Origin of the sequence: Thalassobacillus devorans (assembly GCF_900176565.1) — a bacterium.
GTDB lineage: Bacteria > Bacillota > Bacilli > Bacillales > Halobacillaceae > Thalassobacillus > Thalassobacillus devorans_A.
Window position 1 is genome coordinate 363,240 of record NZ_FXEH01000006.1, and the last position, 15,434, is coordinate 378,673.

The window sequence follows — 15,434 nt, forward strand, 5'->3', positions numbered from 1 at the left end:
CACTTTAAGCAGAAAGCTGAAGTGGATTTTTCATTTGTATGAAAAAATCTAAGTTGTTGCATATAGAGGAATTCGTAGTTTCATAAATGTCGAAATATTTTTAGAATAAATAGTAGAGTTAATAAAAAACAGGACTTCATTTCTAAGAGATGGAGAGCGTGCTTTTTGAAAACGTGTTAAATTTGATGAAGAAACAGGGGCGAACGTAATCTTATAAAAAACCATGCAAAAGGGGTAGTAAAATGAAAAACATTACAGTACTTGGAGCAGGTGTTATGGGGCATGGCGCGGCTCAATTATTTGCCCAGGCAGGAAAAAATGTGAAAATCCGGGCCAGACGCGAGTCATCGTTGGAAGATGCAAGAGAACTTATGACGAATAGTTTAAAAATTATGGTGGAAAAAGAAATACTTACGGAAAACGATATGAATCAGACGTTAGCGCGTATCTCGTATACAACGGATTTGCATGAAGCGATCGAAGGTGCTGACTTTATTTTTGAATCCATTCCGGAAGATCTTGAGAAAAAACTGGATACATACGAAATCATCGAAAATAGTGTTTCAGACGAAACGATTATTTCCTCTAATACGTCCACTTTCCCATTGGAGGAACTAACTCAAAAAGCGAAGCATCCGGAAAGGTTTGTCATTACTCACTTTTTCAACCCGCCACAACTGGTGCCAATTGTGGAGATTGTCAAGGGAGAAAAAACAGAGGAAAGCGTCGTCGAAACAACTTATGATTTAATGAAAGAAATCGGAAAATCGCCAGTAGTTCTGAAAAAAGAGATTTCAGGTTTTATCGTCAACCGCGTTCAAGTAGCTATGCTTCGCGAAGCATTCCACTTAATGGAAGAGGGAGTGGCTACGGCGGAAGATATTGATATTGCCATGAAAGGGAGCATGGGCTTTAAATGGGCTTTCTGCGGACCGATGGAAAGTCAGGATTTAGCCGGCCTGCAGACCACACAAGCGATGGTTGGAAAGATATTAGAAGATCTCTCTAATACAAGGGAAGTCCCTTCCTTCTTAAAGGAAATGGTGGAGAACGAACAGCTTGGCATTAGAACGAATCAAGGATTTTACCAATACGAAGATCATGGTGAACAAGCCATTCATACACGGGACGACCATTTTCTGGATCTCCTGAAACTATTACAACAAAAGCAACAATGAGAAAGAGGCTGGGACATAACTAGCCGAAAATAGTAAAAAAAGGGTTCCGATTATCGAATTTTGATGACCGGAACCCTTTTTTACTGAGTCAATCTCATAATTGGTTAGACGGTTTCCGTTTCAGGCCGTGTACTTTCTCAAGTTCACGGCCAAAAAGGCAAAACCTAATTCATTTTCAACGTTATCGCTGCCCCTAACGGACATGCGAGTGAAACGCAAATTAGCCTTCAGAAATCCAAAAACTGGCTCTACATCTACTTTGCGTCTGCCGTAGAGTTCGCCGGTTTTCTCATCCGAAAGCTTCTCTCTCACCGTATTTTTTTGTTGCTCCCACTTTTCATTATAATAGATTTTTCGATTGTTCCCTTCTTTTGCCTTCGTGCACGGGGAACGGAGCGGACATCCCGTACAATCTTCGCTCTCGTACACTTTGAACTCCCGAGTATAACCGTTTCGATCGGTTTTCTGGGATCGGTAACGGAACGTCACTTGTTTTCCGTTAGGACACGTATAGGAATCTTCTTCTTCATTGTATGACCAATTCGCGGAGTGGAAGGCATTTTTTTGAAAGCTCTTCGTCTTCTCTTTACGATAAGAGTTGTATGTAATCAGAGGCTCACGCTCCCGGTTTTCCAGGACATCTTCATAATTTTCTTCACTCCCATAGCCCCCATCGGCGACGATGTAGTTCGGAAGTTCAAAGTAATCCTGTTCGATCCGATCAAGGAAAGGACCGAAGGTACGCATATCCGTGGGGTTCGGAAAAATATCATAAGCGAGGGCGTATTGACCTTCCGTCGCAACTTGGATATTATAGCCGGCTTTCAATTGCCCATTCTTCATGTAATCATCTTTCATCCGCATAAATGTCGCATCGTGGTCTGTCTTCGAATAACTATTCCTTTTCCCGAAGATTTCCATGTCGTTCGCATATTTTTGCTTGCGCGCCGCAAAGTCTCTGAACTGTTTCCTGGCCTGATTCGGTTCTTTGCGTTCGGAACGAATTTGTTTTCGTTCACTTGTGTCTTCGCTTTCTTCAATTTTCCGGTTCAAGTCTTCGACTTTTTCATCTAATGTTTCGGCTATATCAGAAAGTTCGTCGACCGATAATTCCTCCGGATTTTCCCTTTCTATTTCAGGGATGATTTCCTTTTCCACTAATTCATCATACATTTGGTTGGACTTTTCTATTAGCTTGTCGCTGTAGTTTTCGACGGCCTTACGCCAGACGAACGTAAACTTGTTGGCGTTTGCTTCTATCTTGGTTCCATCAATAAAAATAGCTTCCGCATCAATGATATCTTCTTGAACCAGTCGGGAACGAAACTGGACAAAGCTCTGGCGAAGAAGATCTTTGACGGCGGGGTGGACACGGAACCGATTAATGGTTCGATAGCTGGGTTCATAACCTTGAGCCAGCCACATCATACGCACACTATCCTTGAGTAGCCCTTCGATTTTTCTTCCAGAGAACACGGATTGGGTGTAGGCGCATAAAATGACCTTCATCATCATGCGTGGGTGATACGCCGGGCATCCCGTGTCACGCAGGAATGCTGAAAAGGCTTCATCCGGAATACTTTCCACCAACTCATGCACGGCATAGGCGATATCATTATCTTGAAGTTTCATTTCCACATCCATAGGCAAGATTACTTGGTTCATGTTATACTGTTTAAACATAAGGACACCTCCGATGGTTATTGTGTGGTAACTTTAATTTTATCAGAGGTGGTCCTTATTTTCTTTATTGAAAATAAAAGAAAACCATAAAAAAGTGGTCGGCATCATTTTGATGCCGACCACTTTCCGTTTAATTTACTGGGTTTTGTCCCAGCCTCATTATTTATGTTTTAATTTTCTTACAATTGGGAAGGTGGATAAAGTGTTCATGTTTATTGGACATTTCTAATTGAATAGGAGGCTTTGCATCGTTTATGGAACCGAAAAAAATCAGGTGGGCTGTCTTTTTGCCCATGGCTATTCTTTTGTCTATAACCGTCCTGAGTGGAATTATCAATCCAGCAGGGTTTTATGAGGCGCAGACAGCCATTGTCGACTTTGCTTTCATCAATTTCGGATGGCTGTTCAATTTGACGGTATTAATTATCATTTTTATTTGTCTCTATTTAGGATTTTCCCGTTATGGGTCGATCAAATTCGGTGGAGTTGATGCTAAGCCGATCGTAAACAAGTATACCTGGTTTGCGATTTCCCTGACCGCCGGCATTGGAGTGGGGATTTTATTTTGGGGGCTTGCCGAACCGATTACACATTTCAGCTCCCCGCCGGAGGAATTAGGGATAGAACCTGGTACAGAACAGGCAGCGGTATTTTCCCTGTCTTCTGCACTTACCCATTGGACGCTTGCACCTTATGCGATTTATGTCCTGTCCGGGATAGCGGTGGCTTACGCCCACTATAACCTAAAGCTTCCATACAATATCAGTGCCACATTATATCCGCTGATTGGCAACAGGGCGTTCGGTTGGACAGGGACTTTTGTCGATATTTTAGCTATGTTCGCCATTGCCGGAGGAATGGCTGCCGTTCTGGGGGAAGGAATCCTTCAAATCGGAAGCGGCATTAATCATTTAACCGGTTTTAGTACAGGCCCTTTTCTATGGGGAATATTGATTGCTGTCATTACGGCTACATATGTGATTTCCAGTTACACCGGCCTGCAAAAAGGAATTCGGTTTCTGGCTGATCAGAATACAAAAATTTTTCTATTCCTGCTTGCGTTCGTATTTGTATTTGGTCCGACCGTTTTTATCTTGAATCTGGGGACGCAGGCAACGGGCAATTTTTTGACTAATATGCCGCAAAAGTTCCTGTGGATGAGTGCTATGGAGGGATCAGAATGGCCGAGATGGTGGCCGATTTTCAACTGGGCCATCTGGCTCGCTTACGCCCCGATCACCGGGATGTTCCTGGCTCGTTTAGCATATGGCAGGACACTGCGTCAGTTCGTGGTAGTAAACATGCTCCTTCCATCTCTGTTCGGCATGCTCTGGTTCTGGGCATTCGGTGGTTCCGCCGTCTTTTTCGACTGGAAAGGGGACGGGCAGCTATGGAACCTGATTAATAATGAAGCAGGAGGACTGGAATTATCCCTATTTGTATTCCTGGAACAATTGCCTCTTTCTACGATTATCAGCTGGCTGATGTTACTGACCATCTTCATTTCCTTTACGACGCTTGCTGACTCACTGACTACCACGGTGTCCGCACTAACAACTACCGGGAATACGATTTTGAGTCCGGAACCGCCAGCCAAGGTGAAAGTTTTTTGGGGTGTGGTGATGGGGCTGATGGCGCTCCTTACGATTACAGCCGGTACCGGGGGAGAGATCACCGGTGTAGATGCAGTCAAGCAGATGGCAACTGTTGCTGGTTTTCCGGTACTGTTTTTTGTAATTGTCCAGGCGATTTCGACGGTGAAAGGGATCGCCACTCATGCCCAGATCCCACGTGCAGGTTATCAGCAGGCTCCTATGGAAGAAGACAGGAAGAAGGTATCCAATTAGAGGTTATAAAAAAGAAAGGAGAAATCGCTATATGATTGAAACCCCTATAAAAGAAATGGCCAAACGATATGGAGAAATTAGAGGACAAACGGAAACACTGGTATCCAATCTCAATATAGAAGATTTCATGGTACAAGCAGCAACGCATGTAAGCCCAACGAAATGGCACCTTGCCCATACCACCTGGTTCTTTGAAAAGTTCATTTTAGAAGCCTACCAGCCTGGCTATCAGCATTTCAATAAAGCATTCAATTATCTCTTCAATTCCTATTATGAAACAGTAGGTGAGCCTTACCCGCAAAGCCAGAGAGGGGCAATCACACGGCCGACGGTTCAGGAAACTTTGAATTTTCGTGAATATGTCGATGATCATCTGCTCGATTTGCTGGATAAAGTTACGGAAGAAGACGCCGGGGAGATTCATCAGCTAGTGGAAATTGGCCTTCATCATGAGCAGCAGCATCAGGAATTGATCCTGATGGATATCAAATTCAACTTTTCCTTCAATCCGCTCTATCCTGCTTTCCAGGAGAGAGATGACCAGCCATCATTGGAAGCACCAGCGTTAACTTTTCATGAAATTGAGGGCGGTTTAGTAGAAGTGGGACATGACGGGAATGGCTTTGCTTTTGATAATGAAGGCCCTCGTCATAAAACCTATCTGGAACCGTATCGGCTGGCAAATCGACCGGTCACGAATGGGGAATTTCTCGAATTTATTGATGATAATGGTTATGAAACCTCCCATTATTGGTTGTCGGATGGCTGGCAGAAGGTTAACGAAGATAAGTGGCGTCACCCGCAATATTGGGTGCAGGAGGATGGAGAGTGGTATATCTTTACATTGGCAGGTCTGAAGAAATTGGACATGCATGCCCCTGTTGTCCATATCAGTTTCTATGAAGCAGATGCCTATGCACGTTGGGCTGGTAAACGACTCCCGACCGAACAGGAATGGGAGCATGCGATGAGGAATGAAGAAATCGCAGGAAACTTCATGGAAAATGACACCTATCATCCGAATTCCTATTATAAGGGAGGCAAGTTTGATAAAGCGTTCGGAGAAACTTGGGAGTGGACGCAAAGTCCATATGTTCCTTACCCAAGAAATAAACCGCTGGATGGGTCGCTGGGAGAGTATAATGCGAAATTCATGGCCAACCAGATGGTGTTGAAAGGCGGGTCTTGTGTGACCCCCCGCACACATACGAGACTGACCTACAGAAACTTCTTTTATCCCGATATGAAATGGCAGTTCAGCGGGTTCCGACTGGCTGATGATGGCTGAAGCAGAAAGGGATAAGCCCGACCTCCCGGTTAACAAGTGCCTGACCCCCAGTGAGTTACCGTTTTACTACAGCGGGGGTCAGGCGCTTGTTGTTTAAGCTCTATTTGGGAATGTTAAAGGGAATATAGCTAAAAATAATACTCGAAAAAATCAGAAAACATCCTAGACTAGAAGGCGAAATTATTGTAAAGTAAGAAATGAAGCGTTACCAAAAACTGCATAAAAATATTCACTAGGGGTGCCTTTCCTTAAAGGCTGAGATCAAAGTATAACTTTGGGACCCTCGGAACCTGATCTGGCTTGAAACACCAGCGGAGGAAAGTGACGACGATGGCGTCGTGAAAGAGCAAGTCTATGTTTCTATCATGATTGCCAATTAAAGTAAATGGGACATACCACTTTTCCTCCGGGGGAAGTGGTATTTTTAATGCTTAAAAAAGGTGTGCTGGTATGAAACTGGTGGCAGTGACGAATGGAAAAATGGAAACGAGGGAGTTGTCAGCGGCAATTGAAGAAATTGAGCCATTGGTAGATTCCATTATTTTAAGAGAACCTCATATGGCTGAAGATGACTATCAGTGGATGGTAGAAGAGTTGATCGTAAGAGGGGTGGATAGGGCCAAGCTGTGTGTCCATTGTCGATTAGACGTGGCAGGTAAGACCGGTGTTCTGAATCTTCACCTGAAAGAAAAGGGCTCCGGGGTGACTAAGGTGAAACAGGCGGATTCTTCTTTAAAGGTCGGGGTATCGGTTCACTCGCTTCAAGCGGCTAGACAGGCGGAGGAGGAAGGTGCCGATTATGTGATGTTTGGTCATGTCTATGCTACAGACAGCAAAAAAGGAATGGCGCCAAGGGGCATCGAGGAGCTCGAATCTATTACTTCTTCGATTGATATTCCTGTGATCGCGATTGGCGGTATCATTCCCGATAGAATAGTAGAAATACAGAAAGCGGGTGCCGCGGGAGTTGCTGTCATGTCAGGGATATTCGAGGCTGCTCAACCGCTTCAAGCTGTAAAAAGGTATGTAAAGGAGCTAACGATCCATGAAGGAACATTATGATGTGGCAATTATTGGCGGTGGCATCATCGGTCATTCAATTTCCTACTATTTAAACAAGAGCGGGGTCCGCGCTGTCGTCCTTGATAAGCAGGTGAGTGGCAGTAAAGCTACGAAAGCAGCTGCAGGTATGCTCGGGGTCCATACAGAGCACCAGGCATCAGACGCCTATCATCAATTTTGTGAGAAGAGTAGAGATTTATATCAGAGCTTATGGAAAGAACTTCATGAACTAACGGCGATTGATATCGGGCTTTCTCCGTTTGGAATGATGGAAGTCGCAATGGATGAAACGCATAAGCGGGAGCTCCTGGAGAAAAAGCATGCATTTGCCAGCCTGGAATGGCTGGGAGCAGAACAGGTGAGGGAAAAAGTACCTGCTCTTCCGCCGGAGGTGTCCGGGGCGTTGTTTATGACCAAAGATGGCCATGTCGAACCAACAGCCACGTGCGAAGCTTTGAAACGGGCGGCCTTGCTTTATGGCGGCGACTTACTGGAAAACACGAATGTCCTTGAGGTTACAAAAACGGAGGGCATTTTCACAGTACAATTAGAAAATGCTTCGATAACAGCAAACCAGGTCGTGGCAGCTTCTGGAGCGGACAGTGGGCGATGGTTTGAAGCGACAGGGATGGATAATCCGATCAAAGCTGTGAAGGGGGAATGCTTTTCGATTAAACCAAGGAAGCATTATTTTAAGGAAGCGTTGTTCTTTAAAGATTTTTACATCGTCCCTAAACCGGATGGGCGTTACATCGTTGGAGCGACGTCCAAACTTGATGACTTAAGTTCAGGAACAACAGCGGGGGGATTAGCGGATCTGATGAGTCGGGTGTTTGCGGTTTTTCCAGAACTGAAAGAAGAACCGATGCAGGAGTTCTGGTCAGGCGTCCGGCCTGGGTCTGCTGATGGTCTGCCGATTATCGGTGAGCACCCGACACTTACGGGGTTCTACTTTGCCACCGGACATTATAGAAATGGTATTTTACTGGCACCTGCTACGGGGCAGATGATGAAGGATCTGATGACGAAGCAAGATGTACACCAGGCTTTCCGGGAGTTGTTTTCACCAGAGCGTTTGGATAGGAAAGGAGCATCCAGTTATGAATATTCAACTTAACGGAAGAAGCATTGATTTACCCGACAATGTCACCACAGTATCGGAACTGCTTGATTCTTATGACATTAAGAAAAAGATCTCCGTGGTGGAGCACAATAAAGAAATTATCCGAAGGTTTGATTATGAAAAGGCGAAGCTTGCCGATGGGGACAAGATTGAAATTGTACATTTTGTAGGAGGAGGATGAACATGTTAACGATTGGTGATAAGACATTTCGTTCAAGATTGATGCTTGGGACAGGGAAATATCCGAGTTTTGCAGAACAAAAAGAAGCAGTGGCCGCTTCCGAAACGGAAGTTCTTACGTTCGCTGTCAGGAGAATGGATATTTTTGATAAAAATGAACCGAACCTGCTGGAAGAATTGGACCTTGAAAAATACAGCCTGCTTCCGAACACGGCTGGTGCCAAGACAGCCGAAGAAGCAGTCAGGATCGCCCGCCTTGCCCGTGCCTCCGGTTTGTGTGACATGATTAAAGTCGAAGTAATCGGCTGTGACAAAACGCTATTACCGGATCCGTTTGAAACGATGAAGGCGTCCGTGCAGCTGTTGGAGGAAGGGTTCACGGTACTCACGTATACCTCGGACGACGTTGTATTGGCCAAGCGGTTAGAGGAAGCGGGCATTCATGCCATCATGCCGGGGGCCTCTCCGATCGGCTCCGGCCGGGGAATCGTCAATGAGATGAACCTGCAATTTATCATTGAACAGTCAGAAATCCCGGTCATCGTCGATGCTGGAATTGGTTCTCCGAAGGATGCCGCTCATGCGATGGAGCTTGGTGCCGATGGAGTACTATTGAATACTGCCGTGTCTAGTGCCGGTGATCCGGTCAAAATGGCGGAGGCTATGAAGTTTGCTATTCAGGCAGGAAGACTCGGGTATGAGGCAGGAAGAATCGGGAAGAAGGCATACGGGATAAAAAGCAGTCCGGAAAGCGGGCTGGTCACCTGATGGCAGAACGGTACTCCCGCCAGGAGCGGTTTGCCCCGATCGGGAAAGAAGGACAAGCACTATTAGCTGAAAAACATGTACTCATCGTCGGAGCGGGGGCTTTAGGCAGTGCCAATGCAGAAATGCTGGCGAGGGCCGGGATAGGCAGGATTAGGATTATCGACCGCGATTATATCGAGTGGAGCAACCTTGCCAGACAACAGCTGTATACGGAAGAAGACGCTGCGGGCTCGAGGGCGAAAGCAAAAGCAGCGGAAGCCAGGCTGAAAGCAATAAACTCCACAATCAATGTGGAAGGAATTGCGGAAGAATTTGACCCGGAAAATGCAGAACTGTTGTTGAAAGATGTTGATATCCTGATCGATGGGACCGATAATTTCAACACGCGTTTCATCATTAATGATGCTGCTTGTAAGTATAAGGTCCCCTGGATCTATGGCGGGTGTGTCAAAAGCGATGGCATCTCGCTGTCTATCCTGCCTGGTCAAACACCGTGCCTCCAATGCCTGATCGATCAGCTGCCGCAGGACGGGGAGACTTGTGAGACTGCTGGCATTATCGGACCGGCTGTCCAGGTGACCGCAGCCTATCAGACGGCGGAATGTCTGAAGTTCCTTACCGGTCATTCAATGTCGACGCACTTGGTTTCTTTTGATGTGTGGGGTAGGCAGTACAGTTCGATTGACGTAGTGAAACTTAAAGATCCTCATTGTGCTTCTTGCTCAGACGACGCTCAGTTTCCTTATTTGAAAAAGGAAAAAGGCATCCGAACCGCCGTCCTGTGCGGAAGGAATACGGTCCAAGTCCGACCGGGCCGGAAAGAAAACGTTAACCTGGAGCGATTAGCCCAGCGAATCGAACCTTTTGCCGGGGAAGCCAGGGTAAATGAGGTGCTCCTCCGGTTCCATATGGAGGAGAAGAGATTCGTCGTTTTTAAGGATGGAAGAACATTGATCCATGGTGTGGAGGATGTGCAGGAAGCGAAGAAGTTGTATCATCGATATGTGGAAGCATGAGCTGAAAAAGTGCCTGATCCCAGTGAGCTAACGCTTTTCTACAATGGGGGTCAGGCACATTTTTGATGCCCCTTCACCCCAGGTCCTCCAGTTAATGGTAAAATCACAGGAAAGGAGAGTGGTGGATGGGTGGGTAAGAATCTGAAGGAACAAATCAAGAAATTAGAGGAGAGTCATTTGAACCTGGATGTGCGGAAATCTTCGGAAGAACTCGATAAAATCCTGACGGATGACTTTTTTGAAATTGGCAGCTCAGGGCGAATGGTTTATAAGGAAGAATGTATAACCAGCGGGGTGGATCTCGATGAACTGGAGCTTTATGACTTTGAGCTTCATCCACTGGGACCGGATATTGTCTTAACTACTTATTTTATCCATAACAAAACGAAAAATCGTAATACGCTTCGGAGCTCGATTTGGAAGCATCAGGAGGGAAGATGGCGGTTGTATTTTCATCAGGGGACGGTTACGAATAGGCCAATACCAGGTCCTGAAAAGTAAAATAATATAGAGCTATTAAAGGGAGATATACAAATGCCAAAAAGTGTCTGCTAATCTTTTATTTATGTTTAGCATGAATTACTAAATTTTAAAAAAATATTGACGCTAGACCTGATTATGATAGAATAAAGCCTAGTTTATTTATATGTATTATCAATATTCTTATCTGGAGAGGTTGAGGGACTGACCCAATGAAGCCTCGGCAACCGGCAAATTTTGCACGGTGCCAATTTCAGAGGAAGGCGAAAGCTATTCCGAAGATGAGAATCGATAGGCAAGCGTTAAGGCGGTTGTAGTCGACTCTTCTCTCTTCGTGAGGGAAGGGTTTTTTTATTGGAAAAGGGAGGGCAGGCAACATGTTGGAGCAAGAAAAAATTTATAGATAGGAGGAATTTCCATATGGTAATCGCAATGATGACTTGGGTAGGAACAATGATTTTCTCTTTTCTGTTAGGTACGTTTCTCTGTTATAAAGTTGAAAAGTCTGGCGTGAAAAGATGGGGAGCTACGGGGAAGTTGTTTAAGTACAAATAAGAGTCGGAAGGATGTTGTTCAAGCATGATTTGGTATGTAATTGTATTTTGTTTTTATATTATTTTTCTTATATGGGCTAATGTGAAAAGTCTTAAAACGGCAGAATCGGTGGATGATTATACTACTGGTGGACATAGAATGGGATTATTACTTGGAATTGGTACGACTGCAGCAACCTGGGTAAGTGTGGCCTCAGTTGTTGGGGTTCCAGGATATTTATACAGTTCAGGTGTTGCTGCGGTTATAGGCTGGGTAGCGGGCTGGTGCTTTGGGGGAGCTTTAATTCCGATTGTTGCTTACAAAATTAGAAGGCCTGAAAAACCGGCCAGGACATTTCCCGAGTATATCCGGCATCGGTTTGAACCCTTTCAGAAAAAGAGTACGCTGCAGGCGATTGTTGGCATTTTAATGTTTATTGGCTATTTGCTGTTAGTCAACATTCAGGTGACTGGATTTGGAATTGTGTTTTCCAGCATCACGGGCATTGATTATAAGCTGGCGATATTCGGTTTTTTATTATTTATTTTAATTACAAGTGTAGGAGGTTTCTGGTCTGTTGCTGCTACGGATACATTAAACACCATCCTGATTACTGTCGGGGTTTTACTTGCAAGTGGTGTCATATGGTCACTCACGGGTGGGCTAGGCAATATAGTAGAAACGCTTGCAACGACTACTGCTCCAACCATTGAGGGAGGACCACCCCTTGAAGAAGGAATTTTGTTGTCCCCTTTAGGAACGTTTGGCTTGGGGGCACTGTTTTCCATTTTTATTTCCAATTCACTAGGAACACCATCTTCACCTCACTGGGTTACACGGATGCTGGCTCCTAAAAATGTTAAAGTCGCTATATTACAAATCATGGGCACCATCCTGGTACTTATTTTCATTATGGGTCCATTAATTATTATCGGGTTAGGCGCGAAAGTTCTAATACCTAGCATACCTGCAGGGAAAACGACTGACTACATTATTCCATTAGTGATCCAGGAGTATACCCCGCCTATTGTTGGAGGGATCACATTGGTTGCTATTTGCGCAGCGGCTATATCTACTGCGAATTCCATGCTTCTGCACTGTGCCACTTCTCTATATTATGATGTGTACTTGAATATATCTTCTAAAAGGATCAGTGATAGAAAGTTTAAGAACTGGCTTCGACTGAGTATCTTAGGCATTGCAGCTGTAGCAGTTGTATTAGCTATTAATCCACCGTGGTTCTTGGCGATGGGATTCGTCTATATTTATGGAGGATTTGGAGCAGCCTTCTTCCTGGTAGTTATCCTGGGACTTTATTGGAAGAGGATGAACAGAGCTGGAGCCTATGCAGGCATTACCATCGGAGCAGTGGTGTATGTGGTGGCTAAGGCAATGGGGTTTACCGTGCCATTTGTAATTGCTGTGGCTGCGTCACTAATAGGAGTATTAATCGCTGTCTATTCTACTAAAAAAGCTCCTCTTGAAGCATATGAACCTTATTTTAAGGCAGAGATCAGCGATTCAACAAGAAGGGTATTGAATGATGTTAGAAATAGTTCCCATGAAGAATCGCAGGATAGATCTAAAATAGGATAAGAAAGATTTTTGGAGCTTGCCTGCTTAATCATGGATAGGTAACGCAAGAGACCAAAAATATTCATATAATTACCAGGGTTAGAAGTAGAGTTAACTACAATCAACAAGGGAGGCTTCCGATGATGGAGGCCTCCCTTCTAATTTACATAATTGGTATATCCTGAATTCCACACGAAAAACCAAAGGCCTGTAATCAAAAACACCAGCTTGCGCTCAAGCTGGTGTCTCCTTTGGAAGTTAACAACTGCCTCCAATACCCGGCATTGCTTTGATTTCGATTCCGTGCGGGGAATCTCCAACTTTAATTGTTTCCGTAACTTCTTTTGCCTCCATATCAATGACGGCCACCTGGTTAGTCCCGCTTATAGTGACATAGGCTTTTGTCTGTTTCCTGTTGAAGGAGATGTGCTTGGCACCCTTCAAATCAGGCAGGGTAGCGATTACTTCGTTCGTCTTCAAATCTATCATTTCCACCTGGTTGTTTTCCATTTCCGTTACGACAGCGAGACTTTCGTCTTCCGTAACCACAACATCCGTGGCATTGCCATTAGTGCTAATGATAGAAATCTGTTCAAAGCTTTCCGTATCATAAACCTCCAGTTGATTGGCTTGGCTTGCTGCTACGTATAGTTTGCTGCCATCCTCATTTGTTCTGACGACCCGAGGAACATCTCCTGTATCAATCGTATGGATGACTTCGTTATTCGTTGTATCAATAACATAGACCCTGGCATTTTCATGATCGGTGACAAACAGTTTTTCTCCGGAGAGAGTAAGATAGTTCGATTTGGCCTCTGCTCCAAGATCAATTTTTTCTTTGACTTGCTGTTCGTTTGTATTAATGACGTCCACAAACTGATCACCGACGGTAGAAACGTAGAGTGTCTGGTTATCTTGGCTCAATGCTAATCCATGAGGCAGTGGACCCACTTCGATTTCCTTTTCCTGTTCCAGTGTCTGTGTGTTGATGACCCCGACCGTTCCACTGTTCTGGTTGGCGACGTAGGCGTTTCTCATCGTACTGTCAAAAACTAGATTGGTAGGCTTTTCTCCTGTATCAATCGTTCCAATTGGCTGGCTTTCTACAATGTCAATGATCGTGATATTATTCTGCGATTCACTCGGTACGTAGAACTGAACATTCGTCAGCTGTCCAGCCTCTGCTCGCCTCGATGCTTCTTCTTTAGAAATCATTGCGCACCCTGTAAGAAATAGCAGTGTAAACAGGAATAGCGCGAACAATTTTTTCTTGAAAATCATATGATGATATACCCCCGAAAATTTATTTGCCGTTAATCCCTTGTAATCTCATCGGAATAACTGTAATATATTTGTTACAAAAAACTATAATACATCCTGAGGAGGAAGTAAAGTTGAAAAAGAGCCTATTTTTATTTACAACTATAATTCTTTCGGTCGTATTGATCGGTTGTTCTCAAAATAAAGAAACGAATGCGGACAGCTCAGAAGAAAAAGAAGCAACAGCAGCAGAATATGCAAATAGTGAGTTGCTTGTCGATACCGATTGGGTAGAAGATAATGCAGAGAATGTAACACTGATTGATACAAGGAGAGAAGGGTACGAAGGCGGCCACATTCCAGGTGCTATTCCATTTTCTACTTCCGACCTTGTGGATCCAGACGCGGAATTTGATGGCGTTTTGCTTGAGGCAGAAGGATTCGCTGCAAAAATGCAGGACATCGGTGTCAACCAGGACGACACGGTTGTCATTTATGACGATGGATCAAGCTTAAGTGCTGCCCGTTTGTTTTATGCCCTGGAATTCTATGGTCATCAGGACGTGAAAATCTATAACGGGGGATTCACTGAATGGCTGAATGCCGGTAAAGATACATCCACGGAGGCACCGGAACTACAAACAGGCGATTTCGTTGCTACCGCGAATCAAGAAAAAATGTGTGACATCGAAACATTACAGACATCCGTTGATGATGAAAATGTCGTTATTCTGGATACGAGATCAGAAGCGGAATATACAGGAGAAGAAGTAAGAGCAGAACGCGGAGGTCATGTACCAAATGCGGTCCATATCGAATGGAGTGAAGCCATTACAGAAAAAGATGGCGTTCCAACTTTCAAATCAGCAGAAGAACTAACGGCACTATATGAAGAAAAAGGCGTAACCAAGGACAAAACGATTGTTCCATACTGCCAGACCAATGTACGCGGAGCACATACGTATTTTACCCTTCGTCTATTAGGCTATGATTCTATCAAACCATATGAAGGATCCTGGGCAGAGTATGGCAATGTAGCTTCTACAACTATCGAATAAAAGGTGATTATGATGGCATATGAAAAAGAAGGCGTCACCCAAATCGACGTTAACGAACTGAAACAGGCATTGAAAGAGGATCAAACGATCGTGATTGATATTAGGGAACACGAAGAATATGTGGAGGCCCATATTCCAGGGCTTCCGCTCATCCCTATGAGTGAGATTGTCGACGTAGTTGATGACTTTGAAAAGGATAAAGAGTACGTACTTGTTTGCAGAAGCGGACGGCGCAGCCATGAAACCTCGAAGTTTTTCAAAATGAACGGCATTGAACAAGTCAAAAACTATGACGGCGGCATGCTTGCCTGGGATGAAGATGTGCAGACAGGCGAAGAGAATATCATCAAAGATGTGAAAGATCTTTATTAAAGGAGGAGTT

14 protein-coding genes and 2 riboswitches are annotated in these 15,434 nt (G+C 44.5%); of the genes, 12 read left to right on the top strand and 2 right to left on the bottom strand.

Annotated elements, in window-relative coordinates; all coding sequences use genetic code 11:
- Window positions 1-242 precede the first annotated feature (242 nt).
- Window positions 243-1,178 carry a 3-hydroxyacyl-CoA dehydrogenase family protein gene (locus B9Y67_RS12755; RefSeq protein ID WP_085507084.1) on the top strand — a complete coding sequence of 312 codons (936 nt, stop codon included), beginning with the start codon at window positions 243-245 and terminating at the stop codon, window positions 1,176-1,178.
- Window positions 1,179-1,298: 120 nt separating this feature from the next.
- Here B9Y67_RS12755 and B9Y67_RS12760 read toward each other — a convergent pair whose 3' ends face one another.
- Window positions 1,299-2,861 (bottom strand): IS1182 family transposase, encoded by a 1,563-nt coding sequence (locus B9Y67_RS12760; protein ID WP_085507126.1) that lies wholly within the window; start codon window positions 2,859-2,861, stop codon window positions 1,299-1,301.
- A gap of 254 nt (window positions 2,862-3,115) precedes the next feature.
- Between B9Y67_RS12760 and B9Y67_RS12765 the strand changes: the two genes are divergently transcribed.
- The 9 genes from B9Y67_RS12765 to B9Y67_RS12805 all read left to right on the top strand — a co-directional run bounded on the left by B9Y67_RS12765 (window position 3,116) and on the right by B9Y67_RS12805 (window position 12,755).
- The gene (locus tag B9Y67_RS12765) at window positions 3,116-4,708 is read left to right on the top strand and encodes a BCCT family transporter (RefSeq protein ID WP_085507085.1); all 1,593 of its coding nucleotides are present in this window, start codon (window positions 3,116-3,118) and stop codon (window positions 4,706-4,708) included.
- Window positions 4,709-4,739: 31 nt separating this feature from the next.
- Complete coding sequence (gene egtB, locus B9Y67_RS12770) at window positions 4,740-5,996, top strand: ergothioneine biosynthesis protein EgtB (protein WP_085507086.1); 1,257 nt, start codon at window positions 4,740-4,742, stop codon at window positions 5,994-5,996.
- 224 nt (window positions 5,997-6,220) lie between these two features.
- Window positions 6,221-6,333, top strand: a riboswitch (TPP riboswitch).
- Window positions 6,334-6,446: 113 nt separating this feature from the next.
- Window positions 6,447-7,058 (top strand): thiamine phosphate synthase, encoded by a 612-nt coding sequence (locus B9Y67_RS12775; protein WP_085507087.1) that lies wholly within the window; start codon window positions 6,447-6,449, stop codon window positions 7,056-7,058.
- Window positions 7,042-8,175 carry a glycine oxidase ThiO gene (gene thiO, locus B9Y67_RS12780; protein ID WP_085507088.1) on the top strand — a complete coding sequence of 378 codons (1,134 nt, stop codon included), beginning with the start codon at window positions 7,042-7,044 and terminating at the stop codon, window positions 8,173-8,175. The genes B9Y67_RS12775 and thiO overlap by 17 nt, the downstream gene beginning before the upstream one ends.
- A complete protein-coding gene (gene thiS / locus B9Y67_RS12785) occupies window positions 8,159-8,362 on the top strand; it encodes a sulfur carrier protein ThiS (protein WP_085507089.1) in 204 nt (67 codons plus the stop codon). Before thiO ends, thiS begins: the two co-directional genes overlap by 17 nt.
- Complete coding sequence (locus B9Y67_RS12790) at window positions 8,359-9,129, top strand: thiazole synthase (protein WP_139823798.1); 771 nt, start codon at window positions 8,359-8,361, stop codon at window positions 9,127-9,129. The genes thiS and B9Y67_RS12790 overlap by 4 nt, the downstream gene beginning before the upstream one ends.
- Window positions 9,129-10,145 (top strand): ThiF family adenylyltransferase, encoded by a 1,017-nt coding sequence (locus B9Y67_RS12795; RefSeq protein WP_085507091.1) that lies wholly within the window; start codon window positions 9,129-9,131, stop codon window positions 10,143-10,145. Before B9Y67_RS12790 ends, B9Y67_RS12795 begins: the two co-directional genes overlap by 1 nt.
- 129 nt (window positions 10,146-10,274) lie before the next feature.
- Window positions 10,275-10,646: a nuclear transport factor 2 family protein gene (locus B9Y67_RS12800; RefSeq protein ID WP_085507092.1), complete on the top strand. Its 372-nt coding sequence runs from the start codon at window positions 10,275-10,277 to the stop codon at window positions 10,644-10,646.
- Window positions 10,647-10,805: 159 nt separating this feature from the next.
- A riboswitch (SAM riboswitch) is annotated at window positions 10,806-10,913 on the top strand.
- Between the two features lie 291 nt (window positions 10,914-11,204).
- Window positions 11,205-12,755 (top strand): sodium:solute symporter family protein, encoded by a 1,551-nt coding sequence (locus tag B9Y67_RS12805; protein ID WP_085507093.1) that lies wholly within the window; start codon window positions 11,205-11,207, stop codon window positions 12,753-12,755.
- A 237-nt stretch (window positions 12,756-12,992) separates the two neighbouring features.
- Here B9Y67_RS12805 and B9Y67_RS12810 read toward each other — a convergent pair whose 3' ends face one another.
- The gene (locus B9Y67_RS12810) at window positions 12,993-14,015 is read right to left on the bottom strand and encodes a YVTN family beta-propeller repeat protein (RefSeq protein ID WP_085507094.1); all 1,023 of its coding nucleotides are present in this window, start codon (window positions 14,013-14,015) and stop codon (window positions 12,993-12,995) included.
- Between the two features lie 113 nt (window positions 14,016-14,128).
- Here B9Y67_RS12810 and B9Y67_RS12815 point away from each other — a divergent pair, with 113 nt between their 5' ends.
- The gene (locus tag B9Y67_RS12815; RefSeq protein WP_139823799.1) at window positions 14,129-15,052 is read left to right on the top strand and encodes a sulfurtransferase; all 924 of its coding nucleotides are present in this window, start codon (window positions 14,129-14,131) and stop codon (window positions 15,050-15,052) included.
- 12 nt (window positions 15,053-15,064) lie between these two features.
- Window positions 15,065-15,424: a rhodanese-like domain-containing protein gene (locus tag B9Y67_RS12820; RefSeq protein WP_085507096.1), complete on the top strand. Its 360-nt coding sequence runs from the start codon at window positions 15,065-15,067 to the stop codon at window positions 15,422-15,424.
- Window positions 15,425-15,434 lie beyond the last annotated feature (10 nt).